Origin of the sequence: Enterobacter sp. K16B (assembly GCF_020216105.1) — a bacterium.
GTDB lineage: Bacteria > Pseudomonadota > Gammaproteobacteria > Enterobacterales > Enterobacteriaceae > Enterobacter > Enterobacter sichuanensis.
The window spans coordinates 22202-44996 of the sequence record NZ_JAIWJZ010000031.1 but is presented as its reverse complement, the minus strand read 5'-3'; the positions used below and the strand labels follow the sequence as shown (position 1 = coordinate 44996).

Sequence of the window (22795 nt, the reverse complement as noted above, 5' to 3'; positions counted from 1 at the left end):
AGCAGGCGGCTACTGCGTATTTAACGTGCAGCGCGTTGCAAAATGATGGTGGATGGCTGGCGCTGCAGGAAGCGCATCCGCATCATCATCATGACAGCCGCCGACGTCAGGCCGATGATAAAGCCCATCCAGAACCCTGCAGGCCCCATACGTTCCACAACCAGATCGGTCAGGGCCAGGATATAACCACATGGCAGACCTAACACCCAGTAGGCGATGAAGGTGATAAAGAAGATCGAACGCGTGTCTTTATACCCACGCAGCACGCCGCTGCCAATCACCTGGATGGAGTCAGAGATCTGGTATATCGCCGCCAGCAGCATCAGGTGTGATGCCAGAGCGACCACTTCCGGATTGTCGTTATAGAGCAGGGCAATCTGCTCCCGCAGTGCAACGGTGAAGAGCGCCGTACAGATCGCCATGCAGACACCGACACCAAGCCCGGTGCGCGCGGCCGTTTGCGCATCCAGCGTCGAGCCCTGACCCAGGCGGAAGCCCACGCGGATCGTCACAGCTGCCGCCAGTGACATCGGCAGAACGAACATCAGGGAACTGAAGTTCAGCGCAATCTGGTGCCCGGCCACGTTCACAATGCCCAGCGGGGAGACCAGCAGGGCGACCACGGCAAACAGGGTAACCTCAAAGAACAGTGCCAGGGCAATCGGTAACCCTAACTGCACCAGACGCGTCATGATGCCCCAGTCCGGGGTGCTAAACCGGTTCTCGTTACGAATATCGCGCATTGAGCGGGCGCGTTTTACAAAGGTGAGCATCGACAAGAACATCACCCAGTAAACGGCAGCTGTTGCCACGCCGCAGCCAACGCCGCCCAACTCCGGCATCCCGAAATGACCATAAATAAAGACATAGTTAACCGGAATATTGACCAGCAACCCAATAAAGCCCATCACCATGCCGGGTTTGGTTTTCGCCAGACCTTCACACTGGTTACGCGCTACCTGGAAAAAGAGGTAGCCTGGCGTGCCCCAGAGCAGGGCGCGCAGATAGCCTACGGCTTTATCAGCAAGTGCCGGGTCAATGTTATGCATCGCGCGGATGATATGGCCCGCGTTCCAGAGCACGACCATAATCAGCACCGAGACAAACCCTGCCAGCCAGAAGCCCTGGCGGACCTGATGGGCAATGCGTTCGCGACGGCCCGAGCCATTGAGCTGAGCGATAACCGGCGTGAGTGCGAGCAGCAGACCGTGGCCGAACAGGATGGCCGGGAGCCAGATTGACGTGCCGATGGCAACGGCCGCCATATCGGTGGCGCTGTAGCCACCTGCCATTACCGTATCCACAAATCCCATTGCGGTCTGGGCCACTTGCGCGATGATCACTGGTATAGCCAGTGCCAATAACTGGCGCGCTTCATTCATGTACTTCTGCACGTGAACACCTTTATTTTGTAGTTATTTGAGAGACTAAAAAAGCCGCCGAAACGGGCAGCAAGAAGAAAATGCAGGGGGGTGCCAGCTATTGTAGCGGGCTTTAGCTATTTATCTAGTGAAAAAATCGCCAGAAAATGCGCTCCGCTGGCAACCTGTTTTTCCAACTGTTATTGTGGTGGGATTAAAACGGTGTCACCACCGTCCGGAAAAAACAGGAGTTGTAAGCATGTTTACTGGTATTGTGCAGGGCATCGCCAAAGTGGTGTCCATTGATGAAAAACCGAATTTCCGTACTCATGTTGTTGAGCTGCCGGAATATATGCTGGAGGGCATCGAAACCGGCGCCTCGATTGCCCATAACGGCTGTTGTCTGACCGTTACCGAAATTAACGGCAACCAGATTAGCTTTGATTTAATGAAAGAGACGCTGCGCATCACCAACCTGGGCGAGCTGGTGGTGGGAGATACCGTCAACGTTGAGCGGGCGGCTAAGTTCAGCGATGAGATTGGCGGCCATCTGATGTCGGGACACATCATGACCACCGCTGAAGTGGCGAAAATCGTGACCTCGGAAAATAACCGTCAAATCTGGTTTAAAATGCAGGATCCGTCATTAATGAAATACATCCTCTATAAAGGATTTATTGGCATTGATGGGATTAGTCTGACGGTGGGGGAAGTGACGCCAACGCGTTTTTGCGTGCATTTAATTCCTGAAACGCTGCAGCGCACCACGCTGGGGGCGAAAAAGCTGGGACAGCGCGTGAATATTGAAATCGATCCGCAAACCCAGGCGGTGGTCGATACGGTTGAGCGTGTACTGGCGGCAAAAGAAGCCGCAATAATAAAGGCGGCGGAAGAAGAATAAAAAATAACCCCGGCTGTCCGGGGTTATTTTTTTAGCGTGCGACACGTAATCCGTGTTCAATGCCACGGCTGAAGACAACCTGCCAGAGCTGAATATCCCGTGCGCGAAACGCGCCCGCGCAGGCATTCAGATAATAGCTAAACATCCGTTTGAATCGTTCAGAATAGTTGTCCGCAATCTCCGGCCACGCTTGCTGGAAACGTTCATGCCACGCCATCAACGTGGTGTCGTAATCCGCGCCAAAGTTGTGCCAGTCTTCCATCACGAAATGGGATTCACTGGCGTTGGCAATCTGGCGAACGGAGGGTAAACAGCCATTCGGAAAGATGTACTTGTTGATCCACGGGTCGACGTTATTGTCGGTCCGCTTAGAGCCGATGGTATGCAGCAGGAAGAGTCCATCCGGTCGTAAATTACGGTCCACCACCTCAAAGTAGGTGTCGTAGTTTTTCGGTCCTACGTGCTCGAACATGCCCACGGAGACGATCCGGTCAAATTGTTCGTTCAGGTCACGGTAATCCTGCAGGCGGATATCCACATCGAGACCCTGGCAGCGTTCCCGGGCCATTTTTTGCTGCTCGGCCGAAATCGTCACGCCCACCACGCTGACGCCATAGTGTTTCGCCATAAACCAGGCCAGCCCACCCCAGCCGCAGCCGATATCCAGTACGCGCATACCGGGCTGTAACTGAAGCTTCTCGCTGATCAGACGCAGCTTGGCCTGCTGAGCCTCTTCAAGCGTCGTTGCCTCTTTCCAGTAGGCGCAGGAGTATTGCATGAAAGGGTCCAGCATACGGCTGAACAGATCGTTGCCCAGATCGTAATGCTCTTTGCCGACGATCCATGCGCGTTTTTTACTTTGCAGATTAAACAGTCGGGCAGAGGCAACACGCAGGGTGTCTTTGAGATTGCGGGGTAGTTGATTTTCCAGACCGGCGCGCAACACGCTGGCGAAAAAGATATCCAGCCGTTCACACTCCCACCAGCCGTCCATATAGCTTTCTCCCAGCCCTAACGATCCCTCGCGCAATACGCGTTTAAAAAAGTCGGGATGTTTGACCTGGGGATCGGATGGCGAAGATCCGTTAATAGTGATGCCTGCACGACCCAACAGTTCACTGACGATCCGGGACCAGTTGTCGTCCGGAACGCTGACTTCTTCTATACACGATGAACTCATAGCTTCTCCATCACCCTGATGTGATCAGAACCTTCAAACAGCGTAGACGCTTTTTTTGGTTTGTGAGAAATCTCACGGTAAATACCGCGAGGCTAGTATCCGACGTAGAACAGAGGAAGGGAGATAACCCTTGCCGAAATGCCTTCCATGGTAAAACGGGAGCACTCCGGCTCCCGTTAACGCATAATAATTATCGTATTTATCGAACCAAATTTAGTATAGGCCTCAAAATTTGGTGATTCAACAGAAAATTGTTAGCAACCTAATTACTGAAAATTAACATGATATCCGGCGCAATCAGGCATGTGAGGTTTCCACTCCAGCGCCGTTATCCTGCTCACGCTGGGCGGAGGCCTGCATGCGATAGCCCATCACCGCCAGCGCAACGGTTACCAGCATTACGCTGGTGGTCGTCAGCAGCGGCGTGGCAATCAGCGCAGAGACCACCAGGCTTGCCAGGAAGCACAGCCCCAGCTGCAGGGTGCTCTGCAGCGCGGCGGCGCGACCGGTCGCTTGTGGGAAGGGACGGAGCGCCTGCGCCACCACAATCGGGTAGATCGCCCCGTTAGCGACGGCCATGACACAGAAAGGCATCAAAATCTCTGCCAGGCCCGCACCCGGGATAAACCCAACGGCCCAGGTGCCAATAACGCTCAACGCATACAGCACCAGCAGCCATGGCAGCATCTGCTGACCTTCCCATTTTTGCAGCGCTGCGCGGCAGCCGTACCCGCCCACCAGGAACGCGATGGTTTGCGGAACATAGCTAAGCCCGATAGCCGCCGGGCTGTAGCCCATATCGTGCAGAATAAACGGTGACCCGGTGAGCCACGCGAAGAAGCTGGCCGAGCAGGCGGCATAGATCAGGACATTACCGCGATACGCTTTGGCGCTCAGCAGGGTGGTGAAGGTGATCGGTTTTGCGTCAGCATGCACGTCTTTTTTGTGCGCAGGCTTGAGGGCGAACGCCGGCAACATCAGTACCAGCGTGATGGCAAACAGCGTGGCAAAAATGGCCTGCCAGTCAAAGTGCGCAAGGATCCAGCTGCCCAGCAGCGGCGCGAGGGCAGGTGAGAGACCCACCAGCGGCATAATGGTGGCGAAAATACGGTTTGTACGGTTAGCCGGATAGTAGTCGGTGACCAGCGCCTGCCAGGTCACGGCCGCGGCACAGACCCCCACAGCCTGAATAAAGCGCAGCACCAGCAGCCAGGTGGCATCGCGGACCCAGAGCATCCCCAGACAGCCCACGGCAAAAATCGCCAGGCCCAGCAGTAATACCGGTTTACGTCCAAAGCGATCCGAGAGCGGTCCCCAGAGCAGCTGTGCGAAAGCAAAACCGGCGAGGAACAAACTCAGGCTGGCGCTGATGGCCGCGGCAGGGGTTTGCAAATCTTCCTGCATCGCGGCGAAAGCCGGCAGGTACATATCGGTGGCCAAAAAGCCCAGCACGCTTAAGCCGCCAAGCCAGACTAAAAAACCTTTCCTGGGTTGCATTATTTTCTTCTCCTGAAGGAGGCAGGTGTACGTTGGCGCTGAGTGTATGTAGTGCAAAGCCGCTTGTGAAACGCTAATATTTGGCGGGTGCATTCAAATTTTTTGCAGGCAGAAAATGTGGTCAGATTATTCTCTTGAAGTGGTCGATGCTGTCGCGCGTAACGGCAGTTTTAGCGGTGCGGCGCAGGAACTGCACCGCGTCCCGTCGGCTATCAGCTACACGGTGCGTCAGCTTGAGGAGTGGCTGGCGGTTCCACTGTTTGAACGGCGCCATCGTGATGTGGAATTAACGCCCGCAGGGGCGTGGTTTTTGAAGGAAGGGCGTTCTGTTATCAAAAAAATGCAGATCACCCGCGAACAGTGCCAGCAGATCGCAAATGGCTGGCGGGGTCATCTTTCGATTGCGGTGGACAATATCGTTAAGCCGGAACGCACCCGGCAAATGATCGTGGATTTCTATCGACATTTTTCCGATGTCGAACTGCGGGTCTCACAGGAGGTATTCAACGGCGTCTGGGATGCGCTGGCGGACGGAAGGGTGGAGATGGCGATTGGGGCCACACAGGCGATCCCGGTCGGGGGGCGTTACGCCTTTCGTGATATGGGGATGCTGAGCTGGAAATGCGTGGTGGCCAGCGATCATCCCCTGGCGGCGCTGGAAGGGCGGCTGAGCGACGATACGCTGCGCAACTGGCCATCGCTGGTGCTGGAGGATACCTCCCGTTCATTACCCAAGCGCATCACCTGGCTGCTGGATAACCAGCGGCGCGTGGTGGCACCTGACTGGGAATCGTCAGCAACGTGCCTCAGTGCCGGGCTGTGCGTCGCGATGGTGCCCGCTCATTTTGCGCGCCCCAGAATCGATACCGGAGAATGGGTAGAACTGACGCTGGAGAATCCCTTCCCGGATGCGGCCTGCTGCCTCACCTGGCAACAAAATGACGTCTCGCCCGCCATGGCCTGGCTGCTGGATTATCTGGGAGACAGCGAAACGCTAAACCGGGAATGGTTACGGGAGCCAGCATAGCTGGCCCCGTACAAAATTAACGACGATAGTCGCGGAACGGACCATCCGCAACGGAACGGCGTTCGATAAGACGCGGATGAACTTCAATGGACTGCGACTCTTCGCGCTTGTTGACGATCCTGTCCAACAGCATATTGAAAGCCGTTTCACCCAGTGAATCTTTTGGCTGGTGAATGGTGGTCAACGCGGGGGTAAAGAAGCGCGCGTTACGCACGTTATCATACCCGATCACCGAAATATCCTGCGGTACGCGCAGACCCAGCTCATCGGCTGCGCAGAGCGCGCCCATCGCCATGATGTCACCCCCGCAGAAAACAGCGGTTGGGCGGTGCTGCTGGGAGACAATCTGCTGCATCGCGCGGTAGCCTGATTCCGGCTCAAAGTCTCCCTGTACGATCCAGTTTTCCGGTACGGTGATCAGCGCTTCTTCCATCGCTTTCATAAAACCGGCCAGACGGCCCGCGCCGGTATTGCGCTCCAGAGGGCCCGGGATCACGCCAATCTCACGGTGGCCGCGCTCGATCAGGTAACGACCGGCCATATAGCCGCCTTCAAAGGCGTTATCGATGACGGAATCGGTGAAATCTGCTCGCGCTTCACCCCAGTCCATCACCACCATGGGAATATGGCGATACTCTTCCAGCATCGACAGCACGGATTCCGGGTATTCGGAACACATTACCAGCAGGCCATCCACGCGCTTTTGCGCCATCATCGACAGGTAGGCGCGCTGTTTTTCAATGCTATTCCACGCGTTGCCCAGAATCAGGGTATAGCCTTTCTGGAAGCAGTTTTTCTCTACTGCCTCGATGATCTCGGCAAAATAGGCCGCTTCACTGCTGGTGGCCAGCAAGCCAATGGACTTGGTGTGATTCACCTTGAGGCTACGCGCAACCGCACTTGGCGAGTAGTGCAGCTCTTTGATTGCCGCCCAGACGGCGTTGCGCGTCTCTTCCGCCACAAAGCGGGTTTTGTTAATTACATGTGATACGGTTGTAGTGGAAACGTTTGCGCGTTTTGCTACGTCTTTAATTGTTGCCATTAAATGTCACTCCAGACCATATCCTAAGCTCCTGAAAAACTTGAAGGTAAACGTTTGCCTTCTCTCACCCTTATCACGCAATTTTGAATTGCGGCACGCCGGGAAAACGACACGGGACGTCAGGAGGGGGTCAATGGCCGGTACGCTAATAAATTTAGCGTGGAATTTTGTCCTATCTTGATGAAAAGGGGAAGAGGTAAAGTGGTTATCAGTTTAAATCCAGGAAGATTTTTGACGTAAACTGTGCAAAAATGAGCAGGCTCACTTTTCGTGGGGGGATTAAAAGGAGAAAAATTGATGAGTGCCGATCTGAAGTTTTCGCTGTTCACCACCTTTATTGTGCTGGCGCTGATTGTTGCCGCAGGCCTGACGGCGGCGCTGCACTGATTTACGCGCAGGGAGCGCACGCTCCCTGCGGCTGCGCCTGATTGTTACATCTACGGCAAAAATCTTTTGCCATTTTGTTAACTTCTCATTTTTTGTGATTGATGTCATGCTTTGCGCTTCTTTGTTCTGTGTCACCACATGACACGGCATCCGGAGTTGACGCATGAAAATCAATTTTCCCCTGCTGGCCCTGGCGATTGGCGCTTTTGGGATTGGCACCACTGAATTCTCCCCGATGGGGTTACTGCCTGTTATCGCCCGCGGCGTGGACGTCTCGATCCCTGCGGCAGGCATGTTAATCAGCGCCTACGCCATCGGCGTGATGGTAGGCGCTCCGCTGATGACGCTGCTGCTTTCACACCGCGCGCGTCGCAATGCGCTGATTTTCCTGATGGCGATCTTTACCCTCGGTAACGTGCTTTCCGCCATTTCGCCGGACTACACCACCCTGATGCTGTCACGCATTCTGACCAGCCTTAACCACGGCGCCTTCTTTGGGCTGGGCTCAGTTGTAGCGGCAAGCGTGGTGCCAAAACATAAGCAGGCGAGCGCCGTAGCCACCATGTTTATGGGGCTAACGATTGCCAACATTGGCGGCGTTCCTGCGGCTACCTGGCTGGGTGAAGTGATTGGCTGGCGAATGTCGTTCCTGGCGACGGCCGGGCTGGGCGTGGTCGCGATGGTAGCGTTATTCTTCTCTCTGCCAAAAGGCAGTGCCGGTGAACGTCCTGACGTGCGCAGGGAGCTGTCGGTGCTGATGCGCCCGCAGGTGCTTTCCGCACTGCTGACCACCGTGCTGGGGGCAGGCGCGATGTTTACCCTCTACACCTATATTTCGCCGGTGCTGCATGACATCACCCACGCGACGCCACTCTTTATTACCGCGATGCTGGTACTGATTGGCGTGGGCTTCTCGATTGGCAACTATCTGGGTGGTAAATTTGCCGACCGCTCCGTGAGCGGGACGCTGAAGGGCTTCTTAACCCTGCTGATCGTCATCATGATTGCTATTCCGTGGCTGGCACGTAATGAGTTTGGGGCGGCCGTTGCGATGGTCGTCTGGGGCGCTGCCACCTTTGCCGTGGTACCACCGCTGCAGATGCGCGTGATGCGCGTCGCCCATGAAGCGCCGGGCCTTTCATCCTCAGTCAATATTGGTGCCTTCAACCTGGGCAATGCGCTGGGGGCGGCAGCCGGAGGGGCGGTGATTTCGGGTGGGCTGGGCTACAGCTTTGTGCCGGTGATGGGGGCGATTATTGCCGCGCTCGGCCTGCTGCTGGTGATGATGTCGGGTCGTAAACAGCCAGAAGCAGTCTGCGCTGCAGAGTAAATAAAAAACGCAGAAGGGGAGCCCCTTCTGCGTCTTGCTTACGCGGCGAAGTTCTTCGCCACAAACTCCCAGTTAACCAGTGCCCAGAAGTGCTCCAGGTAGTTCGGACGCGCGTTACGGTAATCAATGTAGTAAGCGTGTTCCCAGACGTCCACGGTCATCAGCGGTTTAGCGCTGGTGGTCAGCGGAGTGCCCGCGTTAGAGGTGGAAACGATAGCCAGTTTGCCATCAGCCTCTTTGACCAGCCACGTCCAGCCAGAACCGAAGTTCTTGATGGCGGCATCGGTGAACTTCGCTTTGAAATCTGCAAAGCTGCCGAAAGCGGCGTTAATGGCGGCAGCCAGTTCACCAGCCGGTTCGCCACCCGCATTCGGCGCCAGGCAATGCCAGTAGAAGGTGTGGTTCCACACCTGGGCCGCGTTGTTAAATACGCCACCCTCTGAGCTGCGGACAATCTCTTCCAGCGTTTTGCCTTCGTAATCGGTGCCCTTGATCAGATTGTTCAGGTTGGTGACGTACGTCTGGTGATGTTTGCCGTAATGATATTCCAGGGTTTCCGCAGAAATGTGCGGTGCCAGGGCGTCTTTTGCATACGGTAGTGCAGGTAATTCGAACGACATTGCTTCTCTCCTTATTGTATTTTGCGTTGCCAATAACCACACAGACAACAGGGACAGAATAGCAAATTGAAAGGCTATGCAAAAGAGGAACTTACCCTGCCACGGATGTGGCAGGGCAGGGGTTAGCGAATGGTTTTCGGCGTCATGACGCGACGGGCGCCGACGTAGTGGCGAACCCAGTAGTCTTCACTGAGCGAGGTGATCTGAATATCCTGGCCGCTACGCGGCGACTGGATGAATTTGCCGTTGCCAACATAAACGCCGACGTGGTCAGCGGTGCCGCGGCCCTGAGTGCGGAAGAACACCAGATCGCCGTTTTCCAGCTCACCACGGTTAACCGGGGAGGCATCGCGCAGGTGGTACATCTCATTGGCGGTACGGGGTATACGGAACTTGACCAGATCTTTATAGGCGTAATAGACGAGGCCGCTGCAGTCAAAACCGGTACGGGGCGACGTGCCACCCCAGCGATAAGGTTTGCCAATTTGACCCATCAGTTTGTTCATTGCGGTTTTTTGCGCTTTCTGAACACGCACTTTATGCACTTCTGCTAATTTCGTGACCTTTGTACATTTCGCTTTGTGGCCTTTACGCGTGATGCACTTTTCAGTAACGAGGTTAGCGGCGGTCTGTGAGGCTTTGCTTTTGGCGGTGCGGGCAGTGCGGGAAGAGGTGGTTTTCGTCTTGCTGGAAGCGGTTTGTTTCGTGTTAGCCGGTGTTTTTTTCTTGTCGTTCTTAGCGGTGGTTTTTTTCTTACGTTCTGTGGTTTTCACCAGATGGTTTTTTTGTACAGCAGAATGCCGCGCCTGCTGAGAGGCGTTTGCCACTGGCGTGAAAGTGAGTGATGTAAACAGTAAAGCACAGAGCGTGATCGAGATTTTATTTATCCGCGCCACTGGGCAGTCCCCTGATATATGCAGGTCATCAATAATACCCGCGTGTGATTTACAAAGCCCGTCGATTCTAATCCATAAAAACAGAGAATGTTAATAGCATTTTTCACTCTCCAGGCCTGTTTCGTTAGCAAGTGCAAAAAAATTCATCGTTCTGTCGCACATTTGTCCGTCCCCTAAGCAAAACCCTGACGGCCGAAGGGGTAAACACCATTTGGAATGCAACTTTTCGTGACTCAGGGTACAATGTATAAACGTGACAAAAATGTTATTTTCCGATGCCAGTCTGACCCGCTACAATGTCAGACGAATGCCGTAACAGAAGTTTAAGGAAGCAAGACATGAGCACCACTATTGAAAAAATCCAGCGCCAGATCGCTGAAAACCCGATTCTGCTGTATATGAAAGGTTCTCCGAAGCTGCCAAGCTGCGGCTTCTCCGCGCAAGCGGTTCAGGCGCTGTCCGCCTGTGGTGAGCGTTTTGCTTACGTTGATATCCTGCAGAACCCGGACATCCGCGCTGAGCTGCCAAAATACGCTAACTGGCCGACTTTCCCGCAGCTGTGGGTAGACGGTGAACTGGTTGGCGGTTGCGATATCCTGATCGAAATGTATCAGCGCGGCGAACTGCAGCAGCTGATCAAAGAGACGGCGGCTAAGTACAAAACTGAAGAGCCTGACGCGGAGTAATTTTCTGCGCAAATAAAAAAGCGACCTTAAGAGGTCGCTTTTTTTTATTCTTCGCTGTCGCCCATCGGCAGCGGCCAGCCGCCCAGACGCTTCCAGCGGTTGACGATCTCACAGAACAATTCTGCGGTGCGCTCCGTGTCATACAACGCGGAATGGGCCTGCGTGCCGTCAAACTCAATACCTGCCGTGATACAGGCCTTTGATAGCACTGTTTGTCCCAACGCCAGGCCGCTCAGTGCGGCGGTGTCGAAGGTCACAAAGGGATGGAAAGGGTTTCGTTTGAGCGAAGCACGCTCCGCGGCGGCCATGGTAAAGCTGTGATCGAAGGTGGCGTTGTGGGCCACCATGATGGCGCGGCTGCAGTTGCTCTCTTTCATGCCTTTACGCACCATTTTGAAAATCGCGTGCAGCGCATCATATTCACTGACGGCACCACGCAACGGGTTGTGCGGATCGATACCGTTAAACGCCAGTGCTTCCGGCTGTAAATTTGCCCCTTCGAATGGCTCTACGTGGAAATGCAGCGTGGTGTCTGGTGTAAGCCAGCCCTGTTCATCCATCTTCAGCGTGATGGCGGCAATTTCGAGCAGCGCATCGGTTTTAGCGTTAAATCCGGCTGTTTCTACATCAATGACAACGGGATAAAAACCACGAAAACGGTCGCACAGACCGCTAAATTGAGCGTTATCGGACATCAGGGTCTCTTACATGGGGAAAAAGCAGTGCGCATTATGGCAAATTTTGGCAGGGGATGCAGTAAAACTACGGGCGCACGTTGCGCCCTGAGGGATCAGTTGCCCAGACCGCGACCGGCGTCTTTGGCTTCAATTAGCTCGATTTTGTAACCGTCCGGATCTTCCACAAACGCAATCACGGTGGTGCCGCCTTTTACCGGGCCCGCTTCGCGCGTGACGTTACCGCCGTTGCTGCGAATGCGTTCACAGGCTTCTGCCGCGTTGTCCACTTCCAGTGCGATATGACCATAGGCCGTGCCCAGCTCATAGCTGTCTACGCCCCAGTTATAGGTCAGTTCGATAACCGCTTCATCCGTTTCCGGGCCGTAACCCACAAACGCCAGCGAGTATTTGTATTCCGGGTTTTCGCTGGTGCGCAGCAGTTTCATACCCAGTACGTTAGTGTAGAAATCAATAGAACGTTGCAGATCGCCAACGCGCAGCATGGTGTGAAGTAGGCGCATAATTTCCTCATTAACCTATCGAATAGACTGTTTTTTTGAACAGAAACGATGTTTTAGTATAGCGGCGAAAGGTCGCCGCTATCAATCAACAATGGCGAGATTACAGGGAAGGGTAGTCGGTGTAGCCTTCCGCGCCGCCGCCGTAGAAGCTTTCCGGGCGCTGCGGGTTGAGTGCCGCTTTCTGCTGCAGACGGGCAACCAGATCCGGGTTGGCAATGTAATCGCGACCAAACGCGACGGCATCGATCAGCCCTTTATTGATCAGATCTTCGGCTTTCTCAGGCGTATAGGCCCCCGCACCGATGATCACACCGTGGAAGCGCTCGCGCACTTTCTGGCGGAAGGCTTCAGTGTAAGGTTTACCGCCGGCCCAGTCCGGCTCGGACATGTGCAGGTAAGCAATACCGCGTTTCGCCAGCTCTTCAATCAGATAGAGCGCGTCGGCTTCTTCATTCGGGCCGTTATCGACGTTCTGGAAAGAACCGATTGGGGAGACACGGATCCCGATACGGTCCGGGCTCCACTCTTTGCAAACCGCATCCACCACTTCCAGTACCAGACGGGCACGGTTTTCAACGCTGCCGCCGTACTGGTCGGTGCGGTGGTTAGAAGACGGTGACAGGAACTGGTGCAGCAGATAGCCATGGGCGGAGTGCAGCTCAATCAGGTCAAAACCCGCTTCACGCGCGTTGGCCACCGCCTGACGGAAGTCGTTCACGATGCCCGGGATCTCCTCCAGCTCAAGGGCGCGTGGCATCGAGGTATCCACACGGATCGCATTGCCGTTTTCATCACGCAGGGAGGTCCGGGTATTGGCGCTCAGGGCCGACGCAGAGACCGGCGCCTGACCGCCAGGCTGGATGCTGCTATGGGAGATACGGCCGGTATGCCACAACTGAACCGCAATGCGACCCTCTTCAGCGTGAACGCCCGCGGTGATTTTCTGCCATGCCGCGATCTGTTCCGGGCTATGAAGCCCCGGCGCACCGGCATAACCTTTGGCCTGAGCAGAAATCTGCGTGGCTTCGGTGATGATCAGGCCAGAGCTTGCGCGCTGACGATAGTATTCACCCATCAGTGGGGTGGGGATATCACCCGGTTCAATACTGCGCAGACGGGTAAGCGGAGCCATGAACACGCGGTTTGGCGCCGTGACAGCACCCACTTTTAAGGGGGTAAACAGTTTTTCAGCTGACATAGAGACTCCTGAGTAGACCAGTCGACTAGTAATAAGGTAAATAAAAAGCGCCCGTTATACGCCAGGCGCAGTAATGCTGCTTTTCACATGTGCCAGGGCGCTTTCCAGCGGCACGGCACTGCGCGAAATTTTTGCCTGCAGGTTAGCCCCTAACCAGAGCGCGTATAACACCTGCGCCTGGGTGAGAGGCTCGCCGGAAAAGGCCAGCGTTTTCTCATTGCGGCCTTTTTCCAGCGCCTGGGCCAGCAGGGCGATCACGCCGCTGGCCCCTTTATCCATCGCCGCGCGCATATCTTCAGAAAGATCGCACACTTCGGCAGACAGTTTTACCGTCAGACATCCGCTGATAATGCCCTGCTGGCAGAACTGGTTCAGCGTTTCCTGATAGTAGTTGAGAACACGATCGCGATAGTTTCCTTCGCCCGAGGCAAAGTGGGTTGCCAGGCGCTGGTGGTAGCCCGCGTAATGACGCTCAAGCATCGCCACGCCAAAGGCCTCTTTGGACCGAAAGTAGTGATAAAACGACCCTTTCGGTACCTCAGCGGTTTTTAACAGCTCGCTCAACCCCATCCCGGTAAACCCGCGATGCATACAAAGTCGCTCGCCGGTGGCCAGTAAATGTTCGCGGGTATCGTGTTCAGTATGTCTGCTCATGAGCGCACTCTAATAGACCGTTCGGTCTAATGCAAGCGGGTTTACTGCCGACATGCGTTCAAAATATCCAGCTGCTGTTGATAAACCGTTGATTTCACGTCCATCATACCCAGTACGGTTGAGAACAAATTGTCCTGGGAAACCGCATTTTTTGCTGCATGGTCACGTAAACACTGTTCGTTAATGCCAAAGTTCTTCGCATAGTCCGGGGAAAGCCAGAACATAAACGGAATGTGCGTTTGCTGCTCCGGTGCCAGCATATACGGTGTACCGTGCAGATAAATACCGCTTTCACCCAGGGATTCCCCGTGATCCGAGAGGTAGATCAGCGCGGTGTTCATGCTCCCCTGGCGCGCTTTCAGCGCATCGATGGTTTTGCTGACCACGCTGTCGGTATACAGAATGGTGTTGTCATAGGTGTTCATCAGCGCCTGGTGATCGCAATCCTGAATTTCATTGGTGTCGCAGGTAGGGGTGAACTTACGGAAATTATCCGGGTAGCGGCGGTAGTACGCCGGGCCGTGGCTGCCCATCAGGTGGATAACCAGCACCGTGTCCTGCTTCAGGCCGTCCAGCACGTTGTCCAGACGGTAGAAATTGACATCGTCGAGGCAGGATTTGTCTTTACAGAACTGATCCAGCTTCCACTGCGTCATGTCGGTATGGGGCACGCGATCGCAGGCACCTTTACAGCCGCCGTCGTTGTCGCGCCACAGCAGATTAATACCCGAATGTTTAAGCACGTCGAGCAGCCCTTCCTGATGATGCGCGAGGTCGGCATCGTATTTGCTGCGCGTCATGCCCGAGAACATGCAGGGAACGGAAACGGCGGTTTCAGTGCCGCAGGAGGTGGCCTGCGGGAAGTTAATGATATCCTGCTTTTTCAGCTCCGGATTGGTTTCACGTTCGTAACCGTTCAGGGAGTAATTCGCCGCGCGAGAAGCTTCACCGACGACCAGCACCAGAACCGTTTTCTTCTGTTGGCCTGCAATCAGTGGGCCCTTATGCGCATCTTCGCCAATCCGCACCAGCGTTTGATCGCCTGCAAACCAGCGCATTTTGCTGTACTTCACCATGGCGCTGACATAGTTCGCCGGGGTCACCATTTTGACGATGCTTTTGTTATTGCGAAACAGCGATGCGTAATCTTTATAAAACACCGCGGCAACCAGAATAATTACCAGCAGGGCGCCGAGCAGTGCGGCAACGCGTGTCAGCAGGGCATACCACCATTTCCCGGTATGAATGCGGGTCAACGCCAGCACCACGGAAGGAACGAGGCCGGCAATGACAATCCACAAAATCATTTGCGGGGTGACCAGCGCGGTGGCTTCCTGAGAGTTGGTTTCGAACACGTTCACAATCATGTTCTGATCGATCACCGCGCCGTAGGTGTACATGAAATAGGTCGCTGCCGCACAACCCATCGTTAACACGATCAGCAGCGGCTTACGGATAAACGGAATATTGAGCAGGCTAAAGACAATCACCCAGCCGCAAAACAGCACCAGCGGTACGGACGCGGCAAAGAGAACGTCATGCAGATGAGCAGGGGCGATAATCGCCCAGCTGCGCTGGATAAACAGCCCATTAATCAGCGTAAAGAAGAGTGCACAGCCCAGAGTAAATTTTATGTCGTTACATTGTAACTTTTTCATTAACCACATCGAACGGGAAACCTGTCATTGTCATGATGGGGCGAGTATAGAGAGTGAAGATTAGTGAAACCTTAATGCCACAAATCTGTGGTAAAGCGCTTGCACGTGGCGTGTTTAACGTCTTCACTGTAGGTGAGAGCGGTATTACGGAGGTGAGAGTGGCAGAGCAACTGGAGTTTTTCCCTATCCAGAGCCCGTGCCGGGGGATTTGTCAGGTAGATGAACGCGGATATTGCCGCGGGTGCATGCGCACCCGTGATGAACGTTTTAACTGGCAAAACTTCAGCGACACGCAAAAGCAGGAGGTGCTGCGACTTTGTCGACAGCGTCTTCTGCGCAAAATACGCGCAAACAAAGCCGCTGAGACCGAAGAACCCCAGCAACCTTCACTTTTTTAACACGGTAATTGCGTATACTCATGACATTACATCCTTGAGGAAAATGTTATGGTTCAGCGAATTACCCTTGCCCCCCAGGGGCCAGAATTCTCCCGTTTTGTGATGGGCTACTGGCGCCTGATGGACTGGAATATGTCCCCCCTCCAGCTGGCGAGCTTTATTGAAGAGCATATCGATCTGGGCGTCACCACGGTCGATCATGCGGATATTTACGGTGGCTACCAGTGTGAAGCCGCGTTTGGCGAGGCGCTTAAGCTGGTACCCGCACTCCGGGATCGCATGGAGATCGTCACGAAGTGTGGGATTGCCACCACGGCGAAACCGGAACACGCCCTTGGGCATTACATCACCGACAGCGCGCACATTATCAAGAGCGCTGAGCAGTCGCTGGTCAACCTGGCAACCGATCGCATCGACCTGCTGCTCATTCACCGCCCGGACCCGCTTATGGATGCCGATGAGGTGGCAGAAGCCTTCCTGAACCTGCATCAGAGCGGCAAAGTGCGTCACTTCGGCGTCTCAAACTTTACCCCGGCGCAGTTTGCACTGCTTCAGTCTCGCCTGCCGTTTACCCTGGCCACCAACCAGGTTGAGATCTCCCCGGTACACCAGCCGCTGCTGCTGGACGGGACGCTCGATCAGCTCCAGCAACTGCGCATTCGCCCGATGGCCTGGTCGTGCCTGGGGGGCGGGCGCCTGTTCAATGATGATGAATTCCAGCCGCTGCGCAACGAGCTGGAAACTGTCGCCCGCGAACTGAACGCCGGGAGCATCGAACAGGTGGTTTACGCGTGGATCTTGCGTCTACCGTCAAAACCACTGCCAATCATTGGTTCCGGCAAAATCGAGCGCGTGCGTGCTGCGCTGGGGGCGGAAGCGCTGCAGATGACCCGTCAGCAGTGGTTCCGCATACGCAAGGCCGCGCTGGGTTACGACGTGCCTTAATCCGCCAGAAGCTGACTTTCCGGTGAAATCTTTGCCTCTGGTATACACTTAAGGGGCAAAAAATAACCAGCGGAGGTCATATGAAGCGTTTTGCTCTGGCACTGGTCACGCTGGTTGTTTGCGCAGGGGCGCAGGCAGCCAGCGACGAAGTGGAAATGAATCTCGTCACCTCTCAGGGTGTGGGTCAGTCCATCGGAACAGTGAAAATCACTGAAACCGATAAAGGACTGGAGTTCGCCCCGAACCTTAAAGCACTCCCTCCCGGCGAACATGGTTTTCATGTTCATGCCAAAGGCAGCTGTCAGCCCGCGTTAAAAGAGGGGAAACCGTCGGCGGCGGAAGCGGCAGGCGGCCACCTTGACCCGCAGCACTCCGGCAAGCATGAAGGCCCGGAAGGTATGGGACATCTGGGCGATTTGCCTGTGCTGGTGGTGAATAACGACGGTAAAGCCACAGAGCCCGTTGTCGCCCCGCGTCTGAAAAAGCTGGATGAGGTGAAAGGCAAAGCGCTGATGATCCACGTCGGCGGCGACAATATGTCCGATCAGCCTAAACCGCTTGGCGGCGGTGGGGCACGCTATGCCTGCGGGGTGATCTGATCCCCAATTGTGCCCGGTGGCGGTGCCTGTTCCAGTTGTGACAGCGAGCAGTGCAGCCGCCAGATTATCGAGGCCAAATCACGGGCTGCGGGGAGATGATGTCGCGCCAGGGTATCGCAGATCCGCTGCAGTTCATTTAGCGTGGCTTCCAGCGGCCGCTGCTGGACCCCGCGTTCACTCATGACATCGCGCAGCAGGGAGATGCACACATCACGAACCTGCGACAGTGGATCGGAACGCGTTTCCCATGCCCGAAGCTGCCAGACCACGTGTGAACAGTTCAACAGCACCACGCCCCAGCGCAACAGCCAGCGTCGGGAAAGCGCATCCTGGCTGTTATTCAGTTGGCTGACGTGGTGATAAACCAGCGATTCATACTCACTTTCACGCAGATGCGGTTTACGGCTGAGCTGGTCGACAAAGCCCCGGCGTAGCTCCCGGATGTGCCGGCGGCTCTTGCGCGCATCGGAGCCGGGACGCAACACGGCGAATGCCAGCCAGGCCAGCCCCACACCCAGGATCTTGGCCAGATTGTCATTAAGAAAGTCGGCGTAATCATACACCGGCGGATTCGTGACCGAGATAAACGATCCCATAAAGACAATCAGCTGTCCCCAGAGACCGGCCAGTTTTGGCATTTGCAGCTTCAGAAGCTGCATGGTCGTTAACAATGGGAACAGGAACAGCAGGAACTGCCACAGATCGCTTACCTGCACCATCAGGCCAAATTTCACCACAAAACTGAACAGGGACAGCAACACCAGCGTGCGCAGCAGAAGCGTCAGGGAGTTGAATGGCGAGGCCGCGACGGAGTAGAGCACGCAGCTGATGGCGGCAAGCGTCAGGGCCGCCGTACCGGATTCCCACTGCGTGGTGATGCTCCACGCGCCGACCAGCATCAGAGCACAGAAGGTGCGAAAACCGCTCCACAGCGCTTCCAGATAGTCGGTATGCCTTGCGAGGGCCGGGCTGCCGGGGACGTTGAATTCTGTCAGTGGAGTCGCAGTCTCGACCGCCTTAATCCAGCGACTGCTGCGCAGGTAAAGCCGACAAAAGTAATTCAGACGCTGCCAGAAGGCGCGATGGCGGTAGTCGTACTCATCAACCGGGGCGAGCGGGGCGATGATCCGTGCGACCGTATAGATGTCTGCATCCGGTCGCGCAAGGGCCGCGAGTAGCGTTTCAATCACAGCTCGGGTGTTATCAGGTGGTGCTGGCCAGTTGAGCAGCATCCGGCGCAGGCTGGAGATCGCGCTGGTCATCCGTAACTGCTGGTGCAGTAAATAATTTAGCAGCGTGTTCTGACGGCGAAAGCGGTAGTGGCTCCAGAACGCCTGAATACGCAGCAGGTTCATCGTCAGGATCTGCCCGATAACCTTTTCATGGGCGAGACGAATATCATCGCTGGTTTCCGGTTGCCATAGCAGGCTCGCATGCTCCAGCAATCGGGTGTGCATGGTTTTCAGTGCGCTGATAAGCGCGCTGCCGTCGGAGGTGCTGGGCAGGATCATCATCATGAAGCCGCCACTGAGGATCCCGACAATCACTTCGCAGACGCGTGCCTGAGCAATATCCCACAGCTCAGTGGTGTCGAGCACGTTTACCACCGGAAAGGCAATGATGGCAGCGGTATAACCTGCCAGCTGAAACGCGTAGGCGACGTTATTGGTAAAATGGGCGCAGGCCCAGGTGCAATATCCCAGCCACGCCGCCATGCTCAGTAAGAACAGCCAGGGATCGTTCAGCGTATGGCCGGCGATAATTAACGCCGCAGTGGCACCTAGCAGGCTGCCTGCGATACGGCCAAGGCTTTTACTGATCACCCCGCCGACGGTGGGGAAACTGACCACCGCCGCAGAGGTCATTGCCCAGTAAGGTTCATCCAGATTCAGATAGTAGGCGACGGACAGCGCTAGACACATGGCAATGCCGTTACGCAGCGCGTAGCGCCACTGGGGACGTGTCGCTTTCATCCACGGCGTGTTTTGCCAGGCGAAAACCGGCAGCTTCATTAACGGTTTCCGATAGAGACAGTGCAGGTCGTGCCGGATACCAGCGTGATGTCCTGCGGTAAACGGTCAAACTCCACGCGAACCGGTACGCGCTGGGCCAGGCGCACCCACGGCACGTTTGGCTTAATGTCTGGTACCAGCCCTGAATCCGTTTCCACGCTTTGATCGTAAATGGCCCGGCCAATGCTGGATACGTGACCCTGTAACTTCTGCGAGCTGCTATAAAGCGTTATCGTGGCAGGCGAACCCGCGCGGATATGTCGCAGTTTGGTCTCTTCAAAATAGCCCACAACGTAGAAGGAGTGGCTGTCGACGAGGGCGAAAACGGGTTGTCCGGTGGTGGCGTAATTGCCCACACGGGCGGAAAGATTGGTCACCCATCCATCAACGGGTGCGGTTATAACCGTTTGGGTCAGCGCCCACTGGGCCTGTTTAAGCGTGGCTTCGGCCACCCTGACGTTCGCCTGCATGGCCTTCACGTTGATATTCGCAGTGTCTAAGTCTTCCGCTGAGATGTAATTTTGCGATAAATGCCGGCGACGGGTAGCCTCGTTATTGGCTTTTGCCAGATCAGACTGGGCTTTTGCCAGCTGCGCTTCGGCATTCAGAATGGCAATGTGGTAAGGGGTATCGTCGATCCGGAATAACACCTCTCCCTTTTTCACGTACTGGTTATCCTTAACCCGCAGCGTCGTGATGCTCCCCGACACCTGAGGCGTGATGCTGACCTGTTCAGCGCGAATTTTTCCGTCTCGCGTCCAGGGCGACTGCATATAAAAATTCCACAACCACCAGCCCGCCACCAGCGCGAGGGCAAGAACAAACAGCGTGGAAAAGTATTTCAGCGTTTTCATAGGTATAGTCACCACACCAGCAAGACAGCAAGGCCCAGACATACGGAGAGGGCAAACAGGGAGAGATCCATCAACATGGGATGCCAGATTTCGCCGGAGTACATCCAGTCGCGAAGCAGACGATGTGCAATGAGCCAGAGCATAAAGCCCACCAGAACGGCTTTAAACAGGGGAGGAAAGTAGACTGACGCACCGAAAATCAGGTCCTGAAGGGGTAAACCCTCCGAGCGATGAAAAAACGTCACGGGCAGAGATCCTTTGCAGTGAACAGAATGCCGCGTTGGCTTGTCTGAGTAAGAGGAAGCATCACAATTCAGTGTAAGTCATACTTTTAAGTTCGATGAATGCAGTATTGCATTTGTTTTGGCAATACAAATGCTGCACACTATTCTAAAATCAGTATAATAACTTAGCAAGCTAATTATAAGGAGATGAAATTGGAATCGCCATTAGGTTCTGATCTGGCAAGGTTGGTACGCGTCTGGCGTGCTCTGATTGACCATCGCCTGAAACCTCTGGAATTAACACAGACGCATTGGGTCACGCTGCACAATATTCATCAGCTGCCGCCCGATCAGTCACAAATTCAACTGGCAAAAGCGATCGGCATTGAGCAACCGTCGCTGGTGCGCACACTTGATCAGCTGGAAGAGAAGGGACTGATCTCCCGACAAACCTGCGCCAGCGATCGTCGCGCTAAGCGGATTAAACTCACAGAGAAAGCGGCGCCCATCATCACTGAGATGGAAGCCGTGATCACCAAAACCCGCGGTGAAATCCTCTCAGGCGTTTCACCGGCGGAGCTGGAAATGCTCATCAGCCTCATTGCACGCCTTGAGCAAAACATCCATGAACTGCAGTCACGCGACTGACATCCAACAAGGCCTTGCACGCGCAAGGCCTTTTTCTTACTTAAAAACCACCACCCGATTACGACCCGTCTCTTTCGCTTCATACATCGCTTTGTCGGCGCTTTCCACGCAGGTTTCTGCGGTTATCGACGGTGACGTTGCCGTAAATACCCCCATACTGATGGTAATCGGTTCCGGTAGCTGACCGCCGCTGCTGGTTTTATCAAAGCTGCTGAGCTTTAACCGGATGCGTTCAGCCACCTGGTATGCCGCCTCTGATGAGGTATTGGCCAGCATCAGCACAAACTCTTCCCCGCCGATACGGGCGGCAATGTCCTGTGGGCGCACGGAGTCCATCAGCAGGTTGGCGACGAACTGCAGAACTTTGTCGCCCTGAAGATGCCCGTAGGTGTCGTTGATACGCTTGAAGCGATCGAGATCGCTGACGATAACGGAAACAGGACGGCTGGTTTTGGCGATTTCCAGTGCCTGATTTAACGATTCATAAAAATAACTGCGATTATAAAGTCGGGTGAGCGGGTCGCGAATCGAGTTCTGATACGACTGTTGATACTTGACGTGCGAGTCACGATACAGCCTGAATACATCATAAAGCAGAACAAAAATAATCAGCAGCGTGGCGACAGTTTCAAATAACCGGGCGCGATACCAGGAGATATCTTCGGCATGCCCACCCGCTAACAGCATTGCAAGCGTGACGATATAGCAGACACAAAGAAAATTACCTCCCACCCAGAATAAATTACGCACGCGGGTAACAAACATCAGTGTGGCTAATGTTACGACCCAAACGACAATTAATAAAATATTAATGCAGTGGCTCCAGAGCACCATAAACTGACGGGTTTCATTATCAACCAGGTCAATAGATAACAATGGTGAATGACTGGAATAGATCCATGCCAGCAGGACCATAACAGCGGTAAACAGAAAAGCACCACTGACAATAGCGATATGCGCCATTCGTGAAAGGGGGTGATTGCGAGAGGTATAGAGTATTGCCGCGACGATGATCAATACCGCCATTAAGAGATGACGGAACATGTAATAAATCATCGCATCGTTGTAGTTCACGACGTTGAACTGATAAAGATCCAGCCAGGCGGGAAAGCTGGTCAGCGTTCCGATCATCAACGATGCCGATCCGGCGAAAGCGAAAGCAAACGCGATCAGATATAAGCGCCGCCTGTCACACCAGTATTTCATCGCCATAAAACAGGCAATAAAAAGATGAAACACCAGCAAGAAAATGGTGAGGGTCGGGAACAACAGCGGTGAAAAGGAAGGCACCCATTCAACGAGTTTTGAAAATAGCGTTTGTAATATACCGGTGACAATAATGCAACCGAAACAGAACGAGATATAACGACCTTTTACAGAAAGACGATTCGCAACCATATAAGTTTTAACAAAATTATCATGAGTAAGGGAGAGGTAATTGCGAAGAGTCTAACTAATTAAGGCGATAAATACTTTGCGC

The 22795-nt window shown here is 54.6% G+C and carries 24 protein-coding genes; 9 read left to right on the top strand and 15 right to left on the bottom strand.

Annotated elements, in window-relative coordinates; translation table 11 throughout:
- Positions 1-20 precede the first annotated feature (20 nt).
- Complete coding sequence (mdtK, locus tag LDK53_RS08370) at positions 21-1394, bottom strand: MdtK family multidrug efflux MATE transporter (protein ID WP_088244181.1); 1374 nt, start codon at positions 1392-1394, stop codon at positions 21-23.
- Positions 1395-1620: 226 nt separating this feature from the next.
- Here mdtK and LDK53_RS08365 point away from each other — a divergent pair, with 226 nt between their 5' ends.
- The gene (locus tag LDK53_RS08365) at positions 1621-2262 is read left to right on the top strand and encodes a riboflavin synthase (RefSeq protein ID WP_025758324.1); all 642 of its coding nucleotides are present in this window, start codon (positions 1621-1623) and stop codon (positions 2260-2262) included.
- Between the two features lie 31 nt (positions 2263-2293).
- Here the strand turns inward: LDK53_RS08365 and cfa are convergent, their stop codons facing one another.
- Both cfa and punC read right to left on the bottom strand, forming a co-directional pair.
- Entirely contained in the window at positions 2294-3442 is a 1149-nt protein-coding gene (gene cfa / locus LDK53_RS08360; RefSeq protein ID WP_047958380.1) for a cyclopropane fatty acyl phospholipid synthase, read from the bottom strand.
- 297 nt (positions 3443-3739) lie between these two features.
- On the bottom strand, positions 3740-4939 hold the full coding sequence (gene punC, locus LDK53_RS08355) for a purine nucleoside transporter PunC (protein WP_225285417.1): 1200 nt from the start codon (positions 4937-4939) through the stop codon (positions 3740-3742).
- A gap of 115 nt (positions 4940-5054) precedes the next feature.
- On the opposite strand from punC, the gene punR reads away from it, so the two are divergent.
- Entirely contained in the window at positions 5055-5966 is a 912-nt protein-coding gene (gene punR, locus LDK53_RS08350) for a DNA-binding transcriptional activator PunR (RefSeq protein WP_155031066.1), read from the top strand.
- Positions 5967-5982: 16 nt separating this feature from the next.
- Here punR and purR read toward each other — a convergent pair whose 3' ends face one another.
- A complete protein-coding gene (gene purR, locus LDK53_RS08345) occupies positions 5983-7008 on the bottom strand; it encodes an HTH-type transcriptional repressor PurR (RefSeq protein WP_014883552.1) in 1026 nt (341 codons plus the stop codon).
- A gap of 297 nt (positions 7009-7305) precedes the next feature.
- Here purR and LDK53_RS08340 point away from each other — a divergent pair, with 297 nt between their 5' ends.
- Both LDK53_RS08340 and LDK53_RS08335 read left to right on the top strand, forming a co-directional pair.
- On the top strand, positions 7306-7395 hold the full coding sequence (locus tag LDK53_RS08340; protein WP_225285413.1) for a YnhF family membrane protein: 90 nt from the start codon (positions 7306-7308) through the stop codon (positions 7393-7395).
- A 163-nt stretch (positions 7396-7558) separates the two neighbouring features.
- Positions 7559-8725: an MFS transporter gene (locus LDK53_RS08335; RefSeq protein ID WP_225285411.1), complete on the top strand. Its 1167-nt coding sequence runs from the start codon at positions 7559-7561 to the stop codon at positions 8723-8725.
- Positions 8726-8763: 38 nt separating this feature from the next.
- On the opposite strand, the gene sodB is transcribed toward LDK53_RS08335, so the two are convergent.
- Together sodB and LDK53_RS08325 are read right to left on the bottom strand one after the other, a co-directional pair.
- A complete protein-coding gene (gene sodB / locus LDK53_RS08330; RefSeq protein WP_095440796.1) occupies positions 8764-9345 on the bottom strand; it encodes a superoxide dismutase [Fe] in 582 nt (193 codons plus the stop codon).
- 122 nt (positions 9346-9467) lie between these two features.
- A complete protein-coding gene (locus tag LDK53_RS08325) occupies positions 9468-10241 on the bottom strand; it encodes a C40 family peptidase (RefSeq protein ID WP_025758332.1) in 774 nt (257 codons plus the stop codon).
- Between the two features lie 338 nt (positions 10242-10579).
- Between LDK53_RS08325 and grxD the strand changes: the two genes are divergently transcribed.
- Complete coding sequence (grxD, locus tag LDK53_RS08320) at positions 10580-10927, top strand: monothiol glutaredoxin 4 (RefSeq protein ID WP_003832760.1); 348 nt, start codon at positions 10580-10582, stop codon at positions 10925-10927.
- Between the two features lie 44 nt (positions 10928-10971).
- On the opposite strand, the gene rnt is transcribed toward grxD, so the two are convergent.
- The 5 genes from rnt to eptA form a co-directional block, all read right to left on the bottom strand.
- The gene (gene rnt, locus LDK53_RS08315; RefSeq protein ID WP_025758334.1) at positions 10972-11622 is read right to left on the bottom strand and encodes a ribonuclease T; all 651 of its coding nucleotides are present in this window, start codon (positions 11620-11622) and stop codon (positions 10972-10974) included.
- 95 nt (positions 11623-11717) lie between these two features.
- A complete protein-coding gene (gloA, locus tag LDK53_RS08310; RefSeq protein ID WP_013096923.1) occupies positions 11718-12125 on the bottom strand; it encodes a lactoylglutathione lyase in 408 nt (135 codons plus the stop codon).
- Positions 12126-12225: 100 nt separating this feature from the next.
- The gene (locus tag LDK53_RS08305; protein WP_047958385.1) at positions 12226-13323 is read right to left on the bottom strand and encodes an alkene reductase; all 1098 of its coding nucleotides are present in this window, start codon (positions 13321-13323) and stop codon (positions 12226-12228) included.
- A 54-nt stretch (positions 13324-13377) separates the two neighbouring features.
- Positions 13378-13977 (bottom strand): TetR/AcrR family transcriptional regulator, encoded by a 600-nt coding sequence (locus tag LDK53_RS08300; protein WP_025758336.1) that lies wholly within the window; start codon positions 13975-13977, stop codon positions 13378-13380.
- Between the two features lie 41 nt (positions 13978-14018).
- Entirely contained in the window at positions 14019-15644 is a 1626-nt protein-coding gene (gene eptA, locus LDK53_RS08295; protein WP_225285408.1) for a phosphoethanolamine transferase EptA, read from the bottom strand.
- Between the two features lie 149 nt (positions 15645-15793).
- Here eptA and LDK53_RS08290 point away from each other — a divergent pair, with 149 nt between their 5' ends.
- The 3 genes from LDK53_RS08290 (at position 15794) to sodC (ending at position 17577) form a co-directional block, all read left to right on the top strand.
- A complete protein-coding gene (locus LDK53_RS08290) occupies positions 15794-16033 on the top strand; it encodes a DUF1289 domain-containing protein (RefSeq protein WP_014883562.1) in 240 nt (79 codons plus the stop codon).
- A gap of 48 nt (positions 16034-16081) precedes the next feature.
- Positions 16082-16978, top strand: coding sequence for an aldo/keto reductase (locus LDK53_RS08285; RefSeq protein ID WP_045284923.1), 897 nt, complete (start codon positions 16082-16084; stop codon positions 16976-16978).
- Between the two features lie 80 nt (positions 16979-17058).
- Positions 17059-17577, top strand: coding sequence for a superoxide dismutase [Cu-Zn] SodC (gene sodC / locus LDK53_RS08280; RefSeq protein ID WP_094917650.1), 519 nt, complete (start codon positions 17059-17061; stop codon positions 17575-17577).
- On the opposite strand, the gene LDK53_RS08275 is transcribed toward sodC, so the two are convergent.
- The 3 genes from LDK53_RS08275 to LDK53_RS08265 are packed head-to-tail and all read right to left on the bottom strand — an operon-like array spanning position 17556 to position 20688.
- Complete coding sequence (locus LDK53_RS08275) at positions 17556-19589, bottom strand: FUSC family protein (RefSeq protein WP_225285405.1); 2034 nt, start codon at positions 19587-19589, stop codon at positions 17556-17558. The genes sodC and LDK53_RS08275 overlap by 22 nt on opposite strands.
- Positions 19589-20449: an HlyD family secretion protein gene (locus LDK53_RS08270; protein ID WP_025758343.1), complete on the bottom strand. Its 861-nt coding sequence runs from the start codon at positions 20447-20449 to the stop codon at positions 19589-19591. Before LDK53_RS08270 ends, LDK53_RS08275 begins: the two co-directional genes overlap by 1 nt.
- 2 nt (positions 20450-20451) lie before the next feature.
- Complete coding sequence (locus LDK53_RS08265; protein ID WP_025758344.1) at positions 20452-20688, bottom strand: DUF1656 domain-containing protein; 237 nt, start codon at positions 20686-20688, stop codon at positions 20452-20454.
- A gap of 186 nt (positions 20689-20874) precedes the next feature.
- Between LDK53_RS08265 and slyA the strand changes: the two genes are divergently transcribed.
- Positions 20875-21315, top strand: a complete 441-nt coding sequence (gene slyA, locus LDK53_RS08260) for a transcriptional regulator SlyA (RefSeq protein ID WP_021241135.1) — start codon at positions 20875-20877, stop codon at positions 21313-21315.
- Positions 21316-21351: 36 nt separating this feature from the next.
- Here the strand turns inward: slyA and LDK53_RS08255 are convergent, their stop codons facing one another.
- Positions 21352-22713, bottom strand: a complete 1362-nt coding sequence (locus LDK53_RS08255; protein ID WP_225285404.1) for a GGDEF domain-containing protein — start codon at positions 22711-22713, stop codon at positions 21352-21354.
- Positions 22714-22795: the final 82 nt, after the last annotated feature.

Bases quoted from the DNA above. Each gene is read 5' to 3' on its own strand.
- LDK53_RS08365 (WP_025758324.1), top strand. From the start codon at position 1,621: ATGTTTACTGGTATTGTGCAGGGCATCGCCAAAGTGGTGTCCATTGAT.
- cfa (WP_047958380.1), bottom strand. From the start codon at position 3,442: ATGAGTTCATCGTGTATAGAAGAAGTCAGCGTTCCGGACGACAACTGG.
- punC (WP_225285417.1), bottom strand. From the start codon at position 4,939: ATGCAACCCAGGAAAGGTTTTTTAGTCTGGCTTGGCGGCTTAAGCGTG.
- punR (WP_155031066.1), top strand. From the start codon at position 5,055: ATGTGGTCAGATTATTCTCTTGAAGTGGTCGATGCTGTCGCGCGTAAC.
- purR (WP_014883552.1), bottom strand. From the start codon at position 7,008: ATGGCAACAATTAAAGACGTAGCAAAACGCGCAAACGTTTCCACTACA.
- LDK53_RS08340 (WP_225285413.1), top strand. From the start codon at position 7,306: ATGAGTGCCGATCTGAAGTTTTCGCTGTTCACCACCTTTATTGTGCTG.
- LDK53_RS08335 (WP_225285411.1), top strand. From the start codon at position 7,559: ATGAAAATCAATTTTCCCCTGCTGGCCCTGGCGATTGGCGCTTTTGGG.
- sodB (WP_095440796.1), bottom strand. From the start codon at position 9,345: ATGTCGTTCGAATTACCTGCACTACCGTATGCAAAAGACGCCCTGGCA.
- grxD (WP_003832760.1), top strand. From the start codon at position 10,580: ATGAGCACCACTATTGAAAAAATCCAGCGCCAGATCGCTGAAAACCCG.
- rnt (WP_025758334.1), bottom strand. From the start codon at position 11,622: ATGTCCGATAACGCTCAATTTAGCGGTCTGTGCGACCGTTTTCGTGGT.
- gloA (WP_013096923.1), bottom strand. From the start codon at position 12,125: ATGCGCCTACTTCACACCATGCTGCGCGTTGGCGATCTGCAACGTTCT.
- LDK53_RS08305 (WP_047958385.1), bottom strand. From the start codon at position 13,323: ATGTCAGCTGAAAAACTGTTTACCCCCTTAAAAGTGGGTGCTGTCACG.
- LDK53_RS08300 (WP_025758336.1), bottom strand. From the start codon at position 13,977: ATGAGCAGACATACTGAACACGATACCCGCGAACATTTACTGGCCACC.
- eptA (WP_225285408.1), bottom strand. From the start codon at position 15,644: ATGTGGTTAATGAAAAAGTTACAATGTAACGACATAAAATTTACTCTG.
- LDK53_RS08285 (WP_045284923.1), top strand. From the start codon at position 16,082: ATGGTTCAGCGAATTACCCTTGCCCCCCAGGGGCCAGAATTCTCCCGT.
- sodC (WP_094917650.1), top strand. From the start codon at position 17,059: ATGAAGCGTTTTGCTCTGGCACTGGTCACGCTGGTTGTTTGCGCAGGG.
- LDK53_RS08275 (WP_225285405.1), bottom strand. From the start codon at position 19,589: ATGAAGCTGCCGGTTTTCGCCTGGCAAAACACGCCGTGGATGAAAGCG.
- slyA (WP_021241135.1), top strand. From the start codon at position 20,875: ATGAAATTGGAATCGCCATTAGGTTCTGATCTGGCAAGGTTGGTACGC.
- LDK53_RS08255 (WP_225285404.1), bottom strand. From the start codon at position 22,713: ATGGTTGCGAATCGTCTTTCTGTAAAAGGTCGTTATATCTCGTTCTGT.